This is a genomic window from Pseudomonas macauensis, assembly GCF_047902425.1.
Classification (GTDB): Bacteria; Pseudomonadota; Gammaproteobacteria; order Pseudomonadales; family Pseudomonadaceae; genus Pseudomonas.
The window spans coordinates 5,452,998-5,467,326 of the sequence record NZ_CP138377.1 but is presented as its reverse complement, the minus strand read 5'-3'; the positions used below and the strand labels follow the sequence as shown (position 1 = coordinate 5,467,326).

At 66.3% G+C, this 14,329-nt stretch carries 12 protein-coding genes; 7 read left to right on the top strand and 5 right to left on the bottom strand.

Annotated elements, in window-relative coordinates; translation table 11 throughout:
* Positions 1-135 precede the first annotated feature (135 nt).
* A complete protein-coding gene (locus SD196_RS25035) occupies positions 136-966 on the top strand; it encodes an EamA family transporter (RefSeq protein ID WP_275609008.1) in 831 nt (276 codons plus the stop codon).
* 141 nt (positions 967-1,107) lie between these two features.
* On the top strand, positions 1,108-1,575 hold the full coding sequence (locus SD196_RS25030; RefSeq protein ID WP_275609007.1) for a c-type cytochrome: 468 nt from the start codon (positions 1,108-1,110) through the stop codon (positions 1,573-1,575).
* Between the two features lie 298 nt (positions 1,576-1,873).
* Here the strand turns inward: SD196_RS25030 and SD196_RS25025 are convergent, their stop codons facing one another.
* Positions 1,874-2,260: a DUF1090 domain-containing protein gene (locus tag SD196_RS25025; RefSeq protein WP_275609006.1), complete on the bottom strand. Its 387-nt coding sequence runs from the start codon at positions 2,258-2,260 to the stop codon at positions 1,874-1,876.
* Positions 2,261-2,397: 137 nt separating this feature from the next.
* Between SD196_RS25025 and SD196_RS25020 the strand changes: the two genes are divergently transcribed.
* Positions 2,398-3,366 (top strand): alpha/beta hydrolase family esterase, encoded by a 969-nt coding sequence (locus tag SD196_RS25020; RefSeq protein WP_275609005.1) that lies wholly within the window; start codon positions 2,398-2,400, stop codon positions 3,364-3,366.
* Between the two features lie 3 nt (positions 3,367-3,369).
* Here SD196_RS25020 and SD196_RS25015 read toward each other — a convergent pair whose 3' ends face one another.
* Positions 3,370-4,113 (bottom strand): metallophosphoesterase family protein, encoded by a 744-nt coding sequence (locus SD196_RS25015; protein ID WP_343576602.1) that lies wholly within the window; start codon positions 4,111-4,113, stop codon positions 3,370-3,372.
* Positions 4,114-4,288: 175 nt separating this feature from the next.
* Here SD196_RS25015 and SD196_RS25010 point away from each other — a divergent pair, with 175 nt between their 5' ends.
* A complete protein-coding gene (locus SD196_RS25010; protein ID WP_343576605.1) occupies positions 4,289-5,593 on the top strand; it encodes a ferric reductase-like transmembrane domain-containing protein in 1,305 nt (434 codons plus the stop codon).
* 5 nt (positions 5,594-5,598) lie between these two features.
* Here the strand turns inward: SD196_RS25010 and ligB are convergent, their stop codons facing one another.
* The 3 genes from ligB to SD196_RS24995 form a co-directional block, all read right to left on the bottom strand.
* The gene (ligB, locus tag SD196_RS25005; protein WP_343576607.1) at positions 5,599-7,266 is read right to left on the bottom strand and encodes an NAD-dependent DNA ligase LigB; all 1,668 of its coding nucleotides are present in this window, start codon (positions 7,264-7,266) and stop codon (positions 5,599-5,601) included.
* A 148-nt stretch (positions 7,267-7,414) separates the two neighbouring features.
* Complete coding sequence (gene metK, locus SD196_RS25000) at positions 7,415-8,605, bottom strand: methionine adenosyltransferase (protein ID WP_275609001.1); 1,191 nt, start codon at positions 8,603-8,605, stop codon at positions 7,415-7,417.
* Between the two features lie 17 nt (positions 8,606-8,622).
* Complete coding sequence (locus SD196_RS24995) at positions 8,623-9,624, bottom strand: metalloregulator ArsR/SmtB family transcription factor (protein ID WP_343576611.1); 1,002 nt, start codon at positions 9,622-9,624, stop codon at positions 8,623-8,625.
* Positions 9,625-9,847: 223 nt separating this feature from the next.
* Here SD196_RS24995 and tkt point away from each other — a divergent pair, with 223 nt between their 5' ends.
* The 3 genes from tkt (at position 9,848) to SD196_RS24980 (ending at position 14,174) form a co-directional block, all read left to right on the top strand.
* A complete protein-coding gene (tkt, locus tag SD196_RS24990) occupies positions 9,848-11,845 on the top strand; it encodes a transketolase (protein ID WP_343576614.1) in 1,998 nt (665 codons plus the stop codon).
* A gap of 90 nt (positions 11,846-11,935) precedes the next feature.
* Positions 11,936-12,982 carry an erythrose-4-phosphate dehydrogenase gene (epd, locus tag SD196_RS24985; protein ID WP_343576617.1) on the top strand — a complete coding sequence of 349 codons (1,047 nt, stop codon included), beginning with the start codon at positions 11,936-11,938 and terminating at the stop codon, positions 12,980-12,982.
* 28 nt (positions 12,983-13,010) lie between these two features.
* Positions 13,011-14,174, top strand: coding sequence for a phosphoglycerate kinase (locus tag SD196_RS24980; RefSeq protein WP_275608997.1), 1,164 nt, complete (start codon positions 13,011-13,013; stop codon positions 14,172-14,174).
* Positions 14,175-14,329 lie beyond the last annotated feature (155 nt).

Genomic DNA, 14,329 nt, shown 5'->3' with positions numbered 1-14,329 from the left:
TCGTGCAGGCGGAAATGCCCAGTCTAGGCCAGTTCCGGCCGAGTACGCAGCGGGAAATGTCCGAAAGCGCGGGCGCTTGCCGGCGGTAGGGGCGCTCAGGGTAGAATCGATCTGGTATATACCAGGAGTCATTCCGTGCTCGCCACTACCCTGGTGCTGCTGGCCGCCCTGCTGCACGCCACCTGGAACACCCTCGTCAAATTCAGCAACGACCGCCTGCTGGTGGTCGCCTGCATGGACATGGTCGGCCTGGGCGCCGCGCTGGCCCTGCTGCCCTGGATCGCGATTCCGCCCGCCGAGGTCTGGCCCTGGCTGCTGGCCGCCGTGTCGTTGCAGCTGGTCTACCGGGTGTTGCTGATCCAGGCCTACAAGGTCGGCGACCTGGGGCTGGTCTATCCGCTGATGCGCGGCCTCTCGCCGCTGGTGGTGCTGGCGCTGACCCTGTATTTCGGCGGCGAGCACCTGACCGGCAAGCAGATCCTCGGCATCCTGCTGATCCCGCTGGGCATGCTGTTCCTGCTCAAGGGCGGCGGCGGTTCGAAGCTGCCCTGGATCGCCTATCCCACCGTGTTGCTGATGGGGCTGTGCATCGGCAGCTACACCTGGATCGACGGCAACGCGCTGAAACTCTGGCCACGTCCGCTGGACTACCTGGTCTGGCTGTCGCTGCTCTCCGGCCTGCCGTTCCCGGTGATGGCCATGGTCGGCCGCACCCGCGCTTTCGCCAAATTCTGGATCAACGACTGGAAGCTCGGTATCAGCGTCGGTCTCTGTGTCCTGCTCAGCTACGGGCTGGTGCTCTGGGCCATGCAACTGGGCTCCATCGCCGAGGCCGCGGCCCTGCGCGAGACCAGCGTGCTGCTGGTGGTACTGTTCGGCATGCGCTTCCTCAAGGAGCCCTTCGGCTTGCCGCGCCTGGCGGCGTGCAGTCTGGTGCTGGCGGGGATGCTGGTGATGAAGCTCTGATGGGTGGCTGAACGGCGGCTGAACGAAATCCAGGCGGCTGCGGCGGATAGCCGCAGCCGCTTCCCCATGCTCTGGATCATTCGGAAATCGGGGCGGATAATCCGGCGCTTCCGTGTTTCGCCGTCCTACAAGAGTTCTCCCATGAAGCTGAAGACCCTGCTCGTTCTGCTGCTCGCCGGCACGGCGCTCGCCGGTTGCCATCGCCTGGATCCCAACTCGCCGGAGGCCAAGCGCCAGGTGGTGTTCAAGGAGATGCTCAAGACCAGTGAGGACATGGGCGGCATGCTGCGCGGTCGCATCCCCTTCGATGCGGACAAGTTCCGCGCAGGCTCGACCAAGCTGGGCGAGCTGGCGGACAAGCCCTGGCAATACTTCCCCAGCACCCAGCCGCCGGCTGATCAGGTGGAAAACGAGGATACCCGCGCCAAGGCGGAAATCTGGCAGCGCCAGTTGGAGTTCCAGGCCGACGCCAAGACCTTCCAGCAGGCCGTCCGAGCCCTGGGCGAGAACACCCGCAATGCCGCGCCGACGCCCGAGGGCGTGCGCAAGGACTTCGCCGCGGTGGAAGACGCCTGCGAAGCCTGCCACAAGAAATTCCGCGCGCTCTGAGTCGATAGCGGGCGCGCCTGATTCGCGCTCGGTGCCGTGCCGTGCCGTGCGGTTCGCGAGCAAGCTCGCTCCTACGAAAAGCACGGCGCGCCCCTGTAGGAGCGAGCTTGCTCGCGAACCCGGACCAGGGTCGGATTACCCTGCGGAGCGCTGACTGGGTCCTGCGAATATCCGGAACGTAGGGCGTGTAACGTTCAACGTTATACGCCGTTTGGCCTTGGTCCCGGAACGCTCCGAACTCAGCTCCGGAGCTGACGACGGGGCGGGGTGCAACGGCCTACAACCGCGCCCGTACGCATCACTCCTCCAGTTCGCGCTTGGCCTGCTCCAGCTCGGCGCGGGCCTCGGCCAGCTTGTTCTTGCGCTTCTCGATCTTCTGCGCATCGCCTTTGTCCATCGCCTTGCGCAGGTCCTTCTCGCGCCGGCTGACCTCCTGCTCCGCATCCAGCACCCGTTGCTTGCGCTCCTGCGTCAGGCCGGCGTCGGTGCAGTAGGTTTTCACCTTCTCCAGCGCCGTCTGCAGACCGGCGACCCGGTTGTCGTTGCCGTGGGCCTTGGCCTCTTCGAGCTGGCGTTCGATGGCGTCCTGCTTGGCGGCGCAGCCGGTCAGGGCTTCGGCAGCCAGCAGCGGCGTAGTGCAGCCGAGGGTGAGGAGGGCGGCCATCAGGACAGAGCTTCGGAACATTTTCGGATTCCTGGGTTACCAAAGACTAAGACGTTCGAATGTGACGGCTAGAGTTTGTCATGGAGTGGCGCCGCGCGTGTTGTCCTGGACCAAGGCCGACGTTCACGAAGCCCGTGGAGCGGGCGAGGAGAGACGCCATGCGTATCGCAATTCGCGTCGTGCAGGGACTCATCCTGTTGCTCGTGATGTTGCTGCTGGTGGGAGTCTGGTGGTACCTGCCGGGGGAACTGCGGCAACGACCGACGCTGAGTGGGACCAGCGAGGACTCCTCGATCCGCCTCGCTGAGCGGCGGCGCAGCTACGTGCTCTATGCGCCGCGGCAGCTCGCCGAGCGGCCGGCCTTGCTGGTGGTGTTGCACGGCTCCATGAGCAATGGCGAGCGAATGCGTCGTGACAGTGGCTATCGCTTCGATGCCCTGGCAGACCGCGAGGGCTTCCTGGTGCTCTATCCCGATGGCGTCGAGGGGCACTGGAATGACTGCCGCAAGGCCGCCACCTACAGCGCGCGTCGCCTGAATATCGATGACGTCGGTTTCCTTTCAACGATGATCGAGCGCCTGCAGCGCCAACGTGGTGTCGATCCCGCGCGCGTCTTCATCGCCGGTTATTCCAATGGCGGGCAGATGGCGCTGCGCATGGCGGCCGAAGCCGCCGACAAGGTCGATGGCGTGGCCGCCATCGCTGCCAGTTTGCCGAGCGCGGACAACGATGCCTGTCAGCCCGCCCAGCAGCCCAAGGCAACCTTGCTGATGAATGGCACGCGCGACCCGATCAATCCCTACACAGGCGGCGTGGTGACGCTGTTCGGCTTCGGCAACCGGGGGCGAGTGCTGTCCGCGGAGGAATCCGCGCTGGCGCTGGCACGACGTAACGGCCAGAGCGGCCAGCCAACCCAGGACCGGTTGACCTCGGTCGGGCCGATCTGGACGGAGCGGCAACGCTGGAACGTGACTGGCGCGGCACCGGTGGAGCTGGTGACGGTGCACGGCGGCGGGCACCTGCTGTCACAACCGGTGTATCGCCCGCCGCGCCTGCTGGGGCTGGCGGACCCGGATCTGGACGGCCCGGCGGAGATCTGGCGGTTCTTCAGCGAACTGCCGCGCTGAGGCTCAGAGGTCGATCACCCAGCAGGGGTCGAAGCCGCTGTCCTCGCCCGGATAGGCGCCGGGATTGGCCACCACCCGGGCATTGCCGATGTGGTAGTCCTGGCGCTCGTGGACATGCCCGTGCACCCACAAATCGCAGCGCTTCACCAGCGATTCGAGGTTCGAGGCGAAGGCTGGCGACAGGCTGTCGCCGACATAGGGCTCGGGAATCGAACGGCCGCAGGGGGCGTGGTGGGTGACCACCACGGTGCGTCCGGTGAAAGGCTGCGCCAATTCGGCCGTCAGCCATTCGCAGGAGGCTTCGCAAAGGTCTCGGCTCATTTCCGGTGTGAACGGCTGGGTGAGATAGTCCACGCAACGGAAGTCCGGCATCAGTTGCAGCGCCTGTTCGACGGCAAGCTCCGCGCCGCGTTCGCCATAGAGCTGGAAGTCGGTCCACAGGGTTGCGCCGAGCACGCGCACATCGCCCAGCACGACGGCATCGTTCTCCAGGAAGTGGATTTCCAGCGCGCGGGCCAGGTTGCGCATGGCCTGGGTCAGCTCCGGCAGGTCGGAGTGGTAGAACTCGTGGTTGCCGGCGACATAGACGATCTCGGTATCGGGAAACGCCTCGCGCGCCCAGTGCAGCCCCTGCAGGTGCTCGTGGATGTCGCCGGCGAGGATCACCACATCGGCAGCCGCATCCGGCAGCACGCGGCCACCTGGGAAGTGTTCGTGGTGAAGGTCGGAGAGGATACGCAGGCGCATGGTCGGTCACGGAGCATCCGGGGGTGTTCATTCTGCGCGCGGCTTGCCTGGATTGCCCAGCCCTTGACTTGAGTCATGGCATGGCCAGTCATGGGATAGATCCCGCACGAAATTAAGGGATGATTCAGAGGAATCCTTCAGTTTTCGCTTGGAAAAGCAGTCTGGGAGGACCTCCATGAAACTCATCTGGATCATCCTGGCCGCCGTCGCGGCGGTCTTCGGCCTGGCTTTGCTGATCGACCCTCCGGCCACCCTGGACGTCTGGGTCGTCCGCAAGCAGGCCATCCTGTTCACCGGCGTCGCGGCCTTCGCCCTGATGTCGCTGATCATGTTGCTGGCGGTGCGCCCCGCCTGGCTGGAGCGGCCGCTGGATGGCTTGGACCGCATGTACCAGGCGCACAAGTGGGCGGGCATCCTCGCCATCGTGCTCGGTCTGTTGCACTACCTGCTGGAGCTGGGCGGGCCGCTGCTCGCGGAGTTCTTCACCAAGCCGGCCAAGGGGCCGCGGGTGGAGACCTTCCTCGACGTCTTCCGTGGCTCGGCCAAGGACCTGGGCGAATGGTCGGCCTGGCTGCTGGCGGCCATGCTGGTGATCACGCTCTGGCAGCGCTTCCCCTACCACCTGTGGCGCTACGTGCACAAAACCCTTGCGGTCGTTTACCTGGTGCTGGCCTTCCACGCCGTGGTGCTGGCGCCGGCGGGTTACTGGGCGCAGCCGATCGGCTGGCTGGTGGCGGTCTGTGCGGCCGTGGGCAGCCTTTGCGCGCTCTGGTCGCTGAGCGGGCGGATTGGCCGCAAGCGCACCCATGAGGGTGTCGTGGTGGCGGTCGAGCGGCCCGGCGAGCGGATGCTTGAGGTCACCTGCAAGCTGCAGGGGCGCTGGCGGCATCGTGCCGGACAATTTGCCTTCCTGACTTGCGATCGCCTGGAAGGACAGCATCCCTTCACCCTGTCGTCCGCCGACCTCGGCAACGGCGAGGTGCGCTTCAGCATCAAGGCGCTGGGCGACTATACGCAGCGCTTGCAGGACAGCCTGAGGGTCGGCGACCCGGTGAAAGTGGAAGGGCCCTACGGCCGCTTCGACTTCCGCCGCGACAAGGGGGAGCGCCAGGTGTGGATTGCAGGCGGGATCGGCATCACGCCGTTCCTCGCCTGGCTGGAGTCCTTGCAGGGCAAGCCCGAGGACTGCCCGGAGGTGACGTTGCTGTACTGCGTGCGTGCCCCCTCGGACGCGATCTACGCGGGGCGCCTGCGTGACCTGTGCGGTGGGCTGCCGCGCATCGACCTGCGCATCCACTACAGCGAGAGCGAAGGTCGCCTGCAGGCGAGTGATCTCGAACTGCAGCCCGGCCCCCAGGGGCGCTGGCCGAGCGTCTGGTTCTGCGGCCCGCAGGGGCTGGCCGAACTGCTGCAGCGTGATTTGCGCCGCCAGGGCATGCCGCGCAACCGCTTCCATCAGGAAGCGTTCCGGATGCGTTGAGGCCGTCAGAAACCGGCGATGCCGACGTCATGCAGTCGTTGCCGCAGCTGCATGACGTCCGGCGCGTTGAAGAAGCTTTCCAGCTGGACGGCGCGCACCTTGCCGATGCCCGGTTGCGCCTGCCATTGCTCCGCACTGCGGGCGGCCAGGGCGGTCCAGCCCTCTCCCGGCGGCAAGGCGTCGACAGAGGGCGCACCGAGCGCACGCAACCAGGTGCTGAATGAGCGCTGGCGGGCCAGTTGGAACTGCTGGTGCAGCTTCGCCGCGCTGCGCTCGCCCAGGCCAGACACCTGCGACAGCTGATCGGGCGTCAACTCCAGCCAGTCGAGCATACCCGGTAGCAGTTCGGCTTCGTGCAGGCGCCGCCAGGTGCCCGGCCCCACGCCGGAAAGCGCGAGTCCCTGTTTGCCGCCCAGCCATTCCAGTCGAGCTAGAAACTGCTCTTCGCAGCCCTCCGTCGGTTGCCAGCAGGTCAGGGCGCCGTACTGCCCATCCGCTGGCGCTGCAACGTCGCTGCGCGAGAGCGAGCGCCAGACCACACCGTCCAGACGTGGAATGGTCAGGCCGGCGAGGGCGATGGCAACCTGGTCGCCTGGCCGGATGTCGAGGCTGCGCCAGCGCTTCAGGGAGCCGACGCTGACGCGCTGGAGGGTGCGCCCGTCCAGCTCCACCGGTGCCAGGTGCAGCACGGGCGTTACCCGGCCGCTGCGCCCGACCTTGAATTCGACCCGGCGGACTTCGGCCAGCGCCTGCTGATGGGGGTATTTCCAGGCGACTGCCCAGCCCGGTGTCTGTGCGCTCCAGCTCCTGCCCGGCGGGCGCCGGCCCTGGCGGATGACGATGCCATCGCTGGCGAAGGGCAGTGGCTGGCGGTACCAGCCTTCGCGCCAGGCTTCGATCTCGCTGAATCTGGCGACAGGCTTCGTCAGATCGGCGCTGTCGGAAAAGCCCAGTTGCCGTAGACGTTGCAGGCGCTCCGGCATGTCCAGCGGGCCCTCCGGTAGCTCCCAGACGAACAGGCCGATCCGCTCGCCTTCGCCGCCGAGCGAGGTACGCGCCATCAGTCCGGCGGCTTTCCCGCGTGCACCCAGTCCACCCTGACGCTCCTGCACGTGCTGCGGCAGACGCCAGTAGAGCTCGCCTTGCAGCACCAGGCGGCCGCGCTCGCCGGGCAACTGCTGGGGAATCGCGGGAATCTGTCGTGCGTTGGCCGTCCAGTCCTGCCCCGCGATGCCATTGCCACGGCTGATCGCCTGGTGCAGCCGCCCATCTTGATAGACCAGGGTGACTGCGACGCCGTCGACCTTGGGTTGCACCCATAGGTCGCTGCGGTTCGTCAGCCACCCGCGCACGGCGGCGGCATCCGGGAGCTTGTCGAGGCCGGTATGGACGACCGGGTGACGGGCTTCACCGGCGCTGCTGGCCAGGGGCGCATCGGCGGCCGTTGGGATCTGCGGAAAGCAGGACTGCCATTCCCGCAGCCGTTCGCGTGCCTGGTCATACAGCTCATCGGCGACGGGGGAGTTTCCCTGACGGTGATAGGCGTCGTCCCACTGTGCCAGTTGGGTCTGCAGGGCCTGTACTTCACTGGCGGCCTGTTCGGGCGTCCATTGCGGGCAGCCGAGGGTGGCCAGAGGCAGGCAGAGCAGTAGGGCGAGGATCAGGCGTGGCATGGCGAGCGTCCGTGCTGCGGGGAGACCGTCAGCCTAGAGACCGCACGAGGGAGACGATGCCGAAGAGGGCGCGGATTATTCGGCGCGCTGTGTCGGACGCCAGAAACGAAAAAGCCCCGCCGAGGCGGGGCTTTTCCGAAGACGGACCTTACAGGCCGGCAGCGTCACGCAGGGCGGCAGCCTTGTCGGTGCGCTCCCAGGTGAAGGCGGTGAAGGTGTCGTCGCCGTAGGTCATTTCGAACGGGTTGCGGCCGAAGTGGCCATAGGCCGCGGTCGGCTGATACATCGGGTGCAGCAGGTCGAGCATCTTGGTGATCGCGTACGGACGCAGGTCGAAGTGCTCGCGAACCAGCTGGACGATCTTCTCGTCGCTGATCTTGCCGGTGCCGAAGGTGTTGATCGAGATGGAGGTCGGCTGGGCCACGCCGATGGCGTAGGACACCTGGATCTCGCAACGCTCGGCCAGGCCTGCGGCAACGATGTTCTTGGCCACGTAGCGGCCGGCGTAGGCAGCGGAACGGTCCACCTTGGACGGGTCCTTGCCGGAGAAGGCGCCGCCGCCGTGACGGGCCATGCCGCCGTAGGAGTCGACGATGATCTTGCGGCCGGTCAGGCCGCAGTCGCCCACCGGGCCGCCGATCACGAAGTTGCCGGTCGGGTTGATGTGGAACTGGGTGTCCTTGTGCAGCAGTTCGGCCGGCAGGACGTGCTTGATGATCAGCTCCATCACGCCTTCGCGCAGGTCCTTGTAGCTGACTTCCGGGTTGTGCTGGGTGGACAGCACGATGGCGTCGATGCCGACCACCTTGCCGTTCTCGTAGCGGCAGGTGACCTGGGACTTGGCGTCCGGACGCAGCCACGGCAGCAGGCCAGACTTGCGGGCTTCGGCCTGGCGCTCCACCAGACGGTGGGAGAAGCAGATCGGCGCGGGCATCAGCACGTCGGTTTCGTTGCTGGCGTAGCCGAACATCAGGCCCTGGTCGCCGGCGCCCTGGTCTTCAGGCTTGGCGCGGTCCACGCCCTGGTTGATGTCCACCGACTGCTTGCCGATGATGTTCAGCACGCCGCAGGTGGCGCCGTCGAAGCCGACGTCGGAGCTGTTGTAGCCGATGTCGATGATGACCTTGCGCACCAGCTCTTCCAGGTCGACCCAGGCGGAGGTGGTGACTTCGCCGGCGATGATCGCGACACCGGTCTTCACCAGGGTTTCGCAGGCCACGCGGGCGTATTTGTCCTTGGCGATGATGGCGTCGAGCACCGCATCGGAGATCTGGTCCGCGATCTTGTCGGGATGGCCTTCGGAGACGGACTCAGAGGTGAAAACAGAGTATTCGCTCATCTAACGGTTCCTATCATTTACCGGTGGGTGAGGACGCTTCGCGAATCCGGTTTGGCGAAGTGCCGCACCTGGATCTGAAAGCCATTACGTAAACCGATGTACACACTTTCGCCGGGCGCGAGCCCCGCGGAATCGGCCCAACGGGCCAGGTCTTCCTGTTCGAACCCAAGCCACAGATCACCGCAGGCCTCGCGGGCCCAACTCTGGTCGTGGCTGCAGAGCTCCGTCACCAGCAGGCTGCCACCGGGCTTCACCAGGTGCGCCAGCTGCTTCAGGGCCTCCGCCGGTGCGGCGAAGTGATGCAGCACCATGTTCAGTACCACGCAGTCCGCCGCGTCATCGGCGTCCTGCAGGGCGTCGGCCAGCCGTAGCCGGACGTTGTTCAAACCTTCGCTGGCGCAGCGTTGCCGCGCCATGTCGAGCATCGCCTCGCTGTTGTCCAGCGCGGTGACCTCGTCGAAGCGCCGGGCCAGCTCGGGGAGGAATCCACCGTCGCCGGGGCCGACTTCCAGCGCCGTGGCGCCGGGGGCGAAGCTCAGTGCATCGAGCAGCGCCAGCACGCTTTCGCGGTATTGCGGCAGTCCTGCGATCAGGTCCTGCGTGGCCTGGAACTTCTCCGCGCTACGGGCGAAGTAGGTGCGGCTCACAGCGGCACGCTGGGCATGCACACCGACGATGCGCGCACTGACGTCCTCCGGCAGCACCAGGCTGTCGACCTCGTCGAGCAGCGCGGCGTGCAGCGTGCCGCCAAGGCTGTCGGCCTGGGGCAGGGCGCGGCGATAGAAGATCGCGTTGCCTTCGCGCCGCGTGGCGACCAGCCCGGCCTGGGCCAGCACCTTCAGGTGGTGGCTCATGCCCGACTGGCGGACGCCGAAGATATGTGCAAGCTCCAGCACGCCGAACGAGTCGTTGGCCAAGGCGCGCAGCACGTTCAGCCGCAGCGGATCGCCACCAGCCTTGCACAGGGCAGCCAGCTGGTCGCAGTCGTCGTGGCGGATTTCGGGCAGGCGCAGACTCATAGGTCGCGCAGTCTAGTCGCGGGCTACAGGGTGGGCAATAGCTGTATCAAAAAGTTTTGATATTGGCGGATGAGCGGTTTTTGATCAGTTGGCCGCCCCGGCCGGCTGCTTTGCATCAGGCTTCTGCCGATCTGTCATTGCCCCGCGGGGCCTGGCTGGGCGAAAATGCTGGCCTTTTTCATCCCTTCGAACTTTCGAAGCAGCCCCCGCAGGAGATTCAGCGATGCCCAGCCGTCGTGAGCGAGCCAATGCCATCCGCGCACTGAGCATGGACGCCGTCCAGAAAGCCAACAGCGGCCATCCCGGCGCCCCCATGGGCATGGCGGATATCGCCGAAGTGCTCTGGCGCGACTACCTCAAGCACAACCCGAGCAACCCGCAGTGGGCCGACCGCGACCGCTTCGTGCTGTCCAACGGCCACGGCTCGATGCTGATCTATTCGCTGCTGCACCTGACCGGCTACGACGTCACCGTCGACGACCTGAAGAACTTCCGCCAGCTCAACTCGCGTACTCCGGGCCACCCGGAATACGGCTACACCGCCGGCGTCGAGACCACCACCGGTCCGCTGGGCCAGGGTATCGCCAACGCCGTGGGCATGGCGCTGGCCGAGAAGGTACTGGGCGCGCAGTTCAACCGCGACGGCCACACCATCGTCGACCACTTCACCTACGCCTTCCTGGGCGACGGCTGCATGATGGAAGGCATCTCCCACGAGGTGGCTTCGCTGGCCGGCACCCTGCGCCTGAACAAGCTGATCGCCTTCTACGACGACAATGGCATCTCCATTGATGGCGAAGTCGAGGGTTGGTTCACCGACGACACCCCGAAGCGCTTCGAAGCCTACGGCTGGCAGGTGATCCGCAACGTCGACGGCCATGATGCCGACGAGATCAAGACCGCCATCGACACCGCTCGCAAAAGCGACGCCCCGACCCTGATCTGCTGCAAGACTGTGATCGGCTTCGGCTCGCCGAACAAGCAGGGCAAGGAAGAGTGCCACGGCGCTCCGCTGGGCAACGACGAAATCGCCGCCACCCGCGCCGCGCTGGGCTGGAACCACGGCCCGTTCGAAGTCCCGGCCGAGATCTACGCCGAGTGGAGCGCCAAGGAAGCCGGCGCCAGCCACGAGAACGAGTGGAACCAGCGCTTCGCCGCCTACCAGGCCGCGCATCCGGAACTGGCTGCCGAGTTCCTGCGCCGCATCGCCGGTGAGCTGCCGGCCGATTTCGCCGAGAAGGCCGCCGCCTACGTCGCCGAAGTCGCCAGCAAGGGCGAAACCATCGCCAGCCGCAAGGCCAGCCAGAACGCGCTGAACGCCTTCGGCCCGCTGCTGCCGGAATTCCTTGGCGGTTCGGCTGACCTGGCCGGCTCCAACCTGACCCTGTGGAAGGGCTGCAAGGGCGTGAGCGCCGATGACGCCAGCGGCAACTACATGTTCTATGGCGTGCGCGAGTTCGGCATGAGCGCCATCATGAACGGCGTGGCCCTGCACGGTGGCTTCATCCCCTACGGCGCGACCTTCCTGATCTTCATGGAATACGCCCGCAACGCGGTGCGCATGTCCGCCCTGATGAAGCAGCGCGTGCTGTACGTGTTCACCCACGACTCCATCGGTCTGGGCGAAGACGGCCCGACCCACCAGCCGATCGAGCAGTTGGCCAGCCTGCGCCTGACTCCGAACCTGGACACCTGGCGTCCGGCCGATGCCGTGGAATCCGCGGTGGCCTGGAAGTACGCCATCGAGCGCGCCGACGGCCCGTCCGCCCTGGTGTTCTCCCGCCAGAACCTGCCGCACCAGGCCCGTGACGCCGCCCAGCTGGCCGACGTGGCCCGTGGTGGCTACGTGCTCAAGGACTGCGACGGCGAGCCGGAGCTGATCCTGATCGCCACCGGCTCGGAAGTCGGCCTGGCCGTGCAGGCGTTCGACAAGCTCAGCGCCGAAGGCCGCAAGGTGCGCGTGGTCTCCATGCCGTCCACCAGCGTGTTCGACCAGCAGGACGCCGGCTACAAGCAGGCCGTACTGCCGGTGCAGGTCGGCGCGCGCATCGCCATCGAAGCTGCCCACGCCGACTACTGGTACAAGTACGTGGGCCTGGAAGGCCGCGTGATCGGCATGACCACCTTCGGCGAGTCGGCTCCGGCCGCCGCCCTCTTCGAGCACTTCGGCTTCACCGTCGATAACCTGCTGGAAGTGGCCGCCGAGCTGCTCGACGCCTGATCCGGCTCTTGTAGGAGCGAGCTTGCTCGCGAAGGGTTTTGCTCGGTTCGCGAGCAAGCTCGCTCCTACGAAGATCGACAAGGGATAACAATGTCCAAGCGCCCTTACCGAGTTGCCCTCAACGGCTACGGCCGTATCGGCCGCTGCGTGTTCCGTGCCCTGCACGAGCGCCGCGCCAAGGCTGATTTCTCCATCGTCGCCCTGAATGACCTGGCGGACCTGGCCAGCCTGGAATACCTGACCCGCTTCGACTCCACCCACGGCCGCTTCCCCGGCGAGGTGAGCGTGGACGACGGCTGCCTGCACGTCGGCGGCGACTGCGTGAAGGTGGTCCGCGAAGCGACGCCCGAGGCCATCGACTGGCGCGCGCTGGACGTTGACCTGGTGCTGGAGTGCTCCGGCGTCTACCACACCCGTGCCGATGGCGAGCGCTTCCTGGCTGCCGGCGCGCCGCGCGTGCTGTTCTCCCAGCCCATGGCCAGCGAGACGGACATCGACGCCACGGTGGTCTTCGGCATCAACCAGCAGGGCCTGACCGGTACCGAGAAGCTGGTGTCCAACGCCTCCTGCACCACCAACTGCAGCGTGCCGCTGCTCAAGCTGCTGAACGAAGCGCTGGGCATCGAGTACGTCTCGATCACCACCATCCACTCGGCGATGAACGACCAGCCGGTGATCGATGCCTACCACCATGAAGACCTGCGCCGCACGCGCTCGGCCTTCCAGTCGGTGATTCCAGTGTCCACTGGTCTGGCGCGTGGCATCGAACGCCTGCTGCCGGAACTCGCCGGGCGAATCCAGGCCAAAGCCATTCGGGTGCCGACGGTGAACGTCTCGGCCCTGGACATCACCTTGCAGGTCTCTCGCGATACCACCGCCGAGGAGATCAACCGGGTGCTGCGCCAGGCCGCCACCGAAGGCCCGCTGAAAGGCCTGCTGGCGTACACAGAGCTGCCCCACGCTAGCTGCGATTTCAACCATGACCCGCACTCGGCCATCGTCGATGGCAGCCAGACCCGCGTTTCCGGCCCCCGCCTGGTGAACGTGCTGGCCTGGTTCGATAACGAGTGGGGGTTCGCCAACCGCATGCTCGACACCGCAGGCCACTACCTGCGCGTCGCCGCTACCGAACGTTAATCAAACAGCCCCAACAGGACTGACTGTCATGACCGTGTTGAAGATGACCGACCTCGACCTCCAAGGTAAGCGCGTACTGATCCGCGAAGACCTCAACGTTCCGGTGAAGGACGGTGTGGTCAAGAGCGACGCGCGCATCCTGGCCTCGCTGCCGACCATCAAGCTGGCCCTGGAGAAGGGCGCGGCGGTGATGGTCTGCTCGCACCTGGGCCGCCCGACCGAAGGCGAATACTCCGAAGAGAACAGCCTGCAGCCGGTCGCCGACTACCTGTCCAAGGCCCTGGGCCGCGCCGTGCCGCTGGTCAGGGACTACCTGGGCGGCGTCGACGTGAAGGCCGGTGAAGTCGTGCTGTTCGAGAACGTGCGCTTCAACAAGGGCGAGAAGAAGAACGCCGACGAACTGGCGCAGAAATACGCCGCCCTGTGCGACGTGTTCGTCATGGACGCCTTCGGCACCGCCCACCGCGCCGAGGGTTCGACCCACGGCGTAGCCAAGTTCGCCAAGGTTGCCGCCGCCGGCCCGCTGCTGGCCGCCGAACTGGAAGCCCTGGGCAAGGCCCTGGGCAACCCGGCGCGCCCGATGGCTGCCATCGTTGCCGGCTCCAAGGTTTCGACCAAGCTCGACGTGCTCAACAGCCTGGCGCAGATCTGCGACCAACTGATCGTCGGTGGCGGCATCGCTAACACCTTCCTCGCCGCGGCGGGCCACAAGGTCGGCAAGTCGCTGTACGAAGCCGACCTGGTCGACACCGCCAAGGCCATCGCCGCCAAGGTCAGCGTGCCGTTGCCGGTGGACGTGGTGGTTGCCAAGGAGTTCGCCGAGACCGCCGTTGCTACCGTCAAGGACATCGCTGACGTGGCCGACGACGACATGATTCTGGACATCGGCCCGAAGACCGCCGCCCAGTTCGCCGAGCTGCTGAAGACCTCCAAGACCATCCTGTGGAACGGCCCGGTGGGGGTGTTCGAGTTCGACCAGTTTGGCGAAGGCACCAAGACCCTGGCCAAGGCGATCGCCGAAAGCCCGGCGTTCTCCATCGCCGGCGGTGGCGACACCCTGGCCGCCATCGACAAGTACGGCATTGGCGAGCAGATCTCCTACATTTCCACCGGTGGCGGCGCCTTCCTCGAATTCGTCGAGGGCAAGGTCCTGCCGGCCGTCGAAGTACTGGAGCAGCGCGCCAAGGCCTGAGGCCTTAGCCGACGGTAGCGAATCGATCAGTCGACTCGCTCCCATCCGTACAGCGCCGCCCTCGGGTGATCGTGGGCGGCGCTGGCGTTCCTGTTGTGGGCCGGGCAAGCTGGCACATTGGATGCTCGGCGGGTATGCCGCCTGAAGGGAGAGTT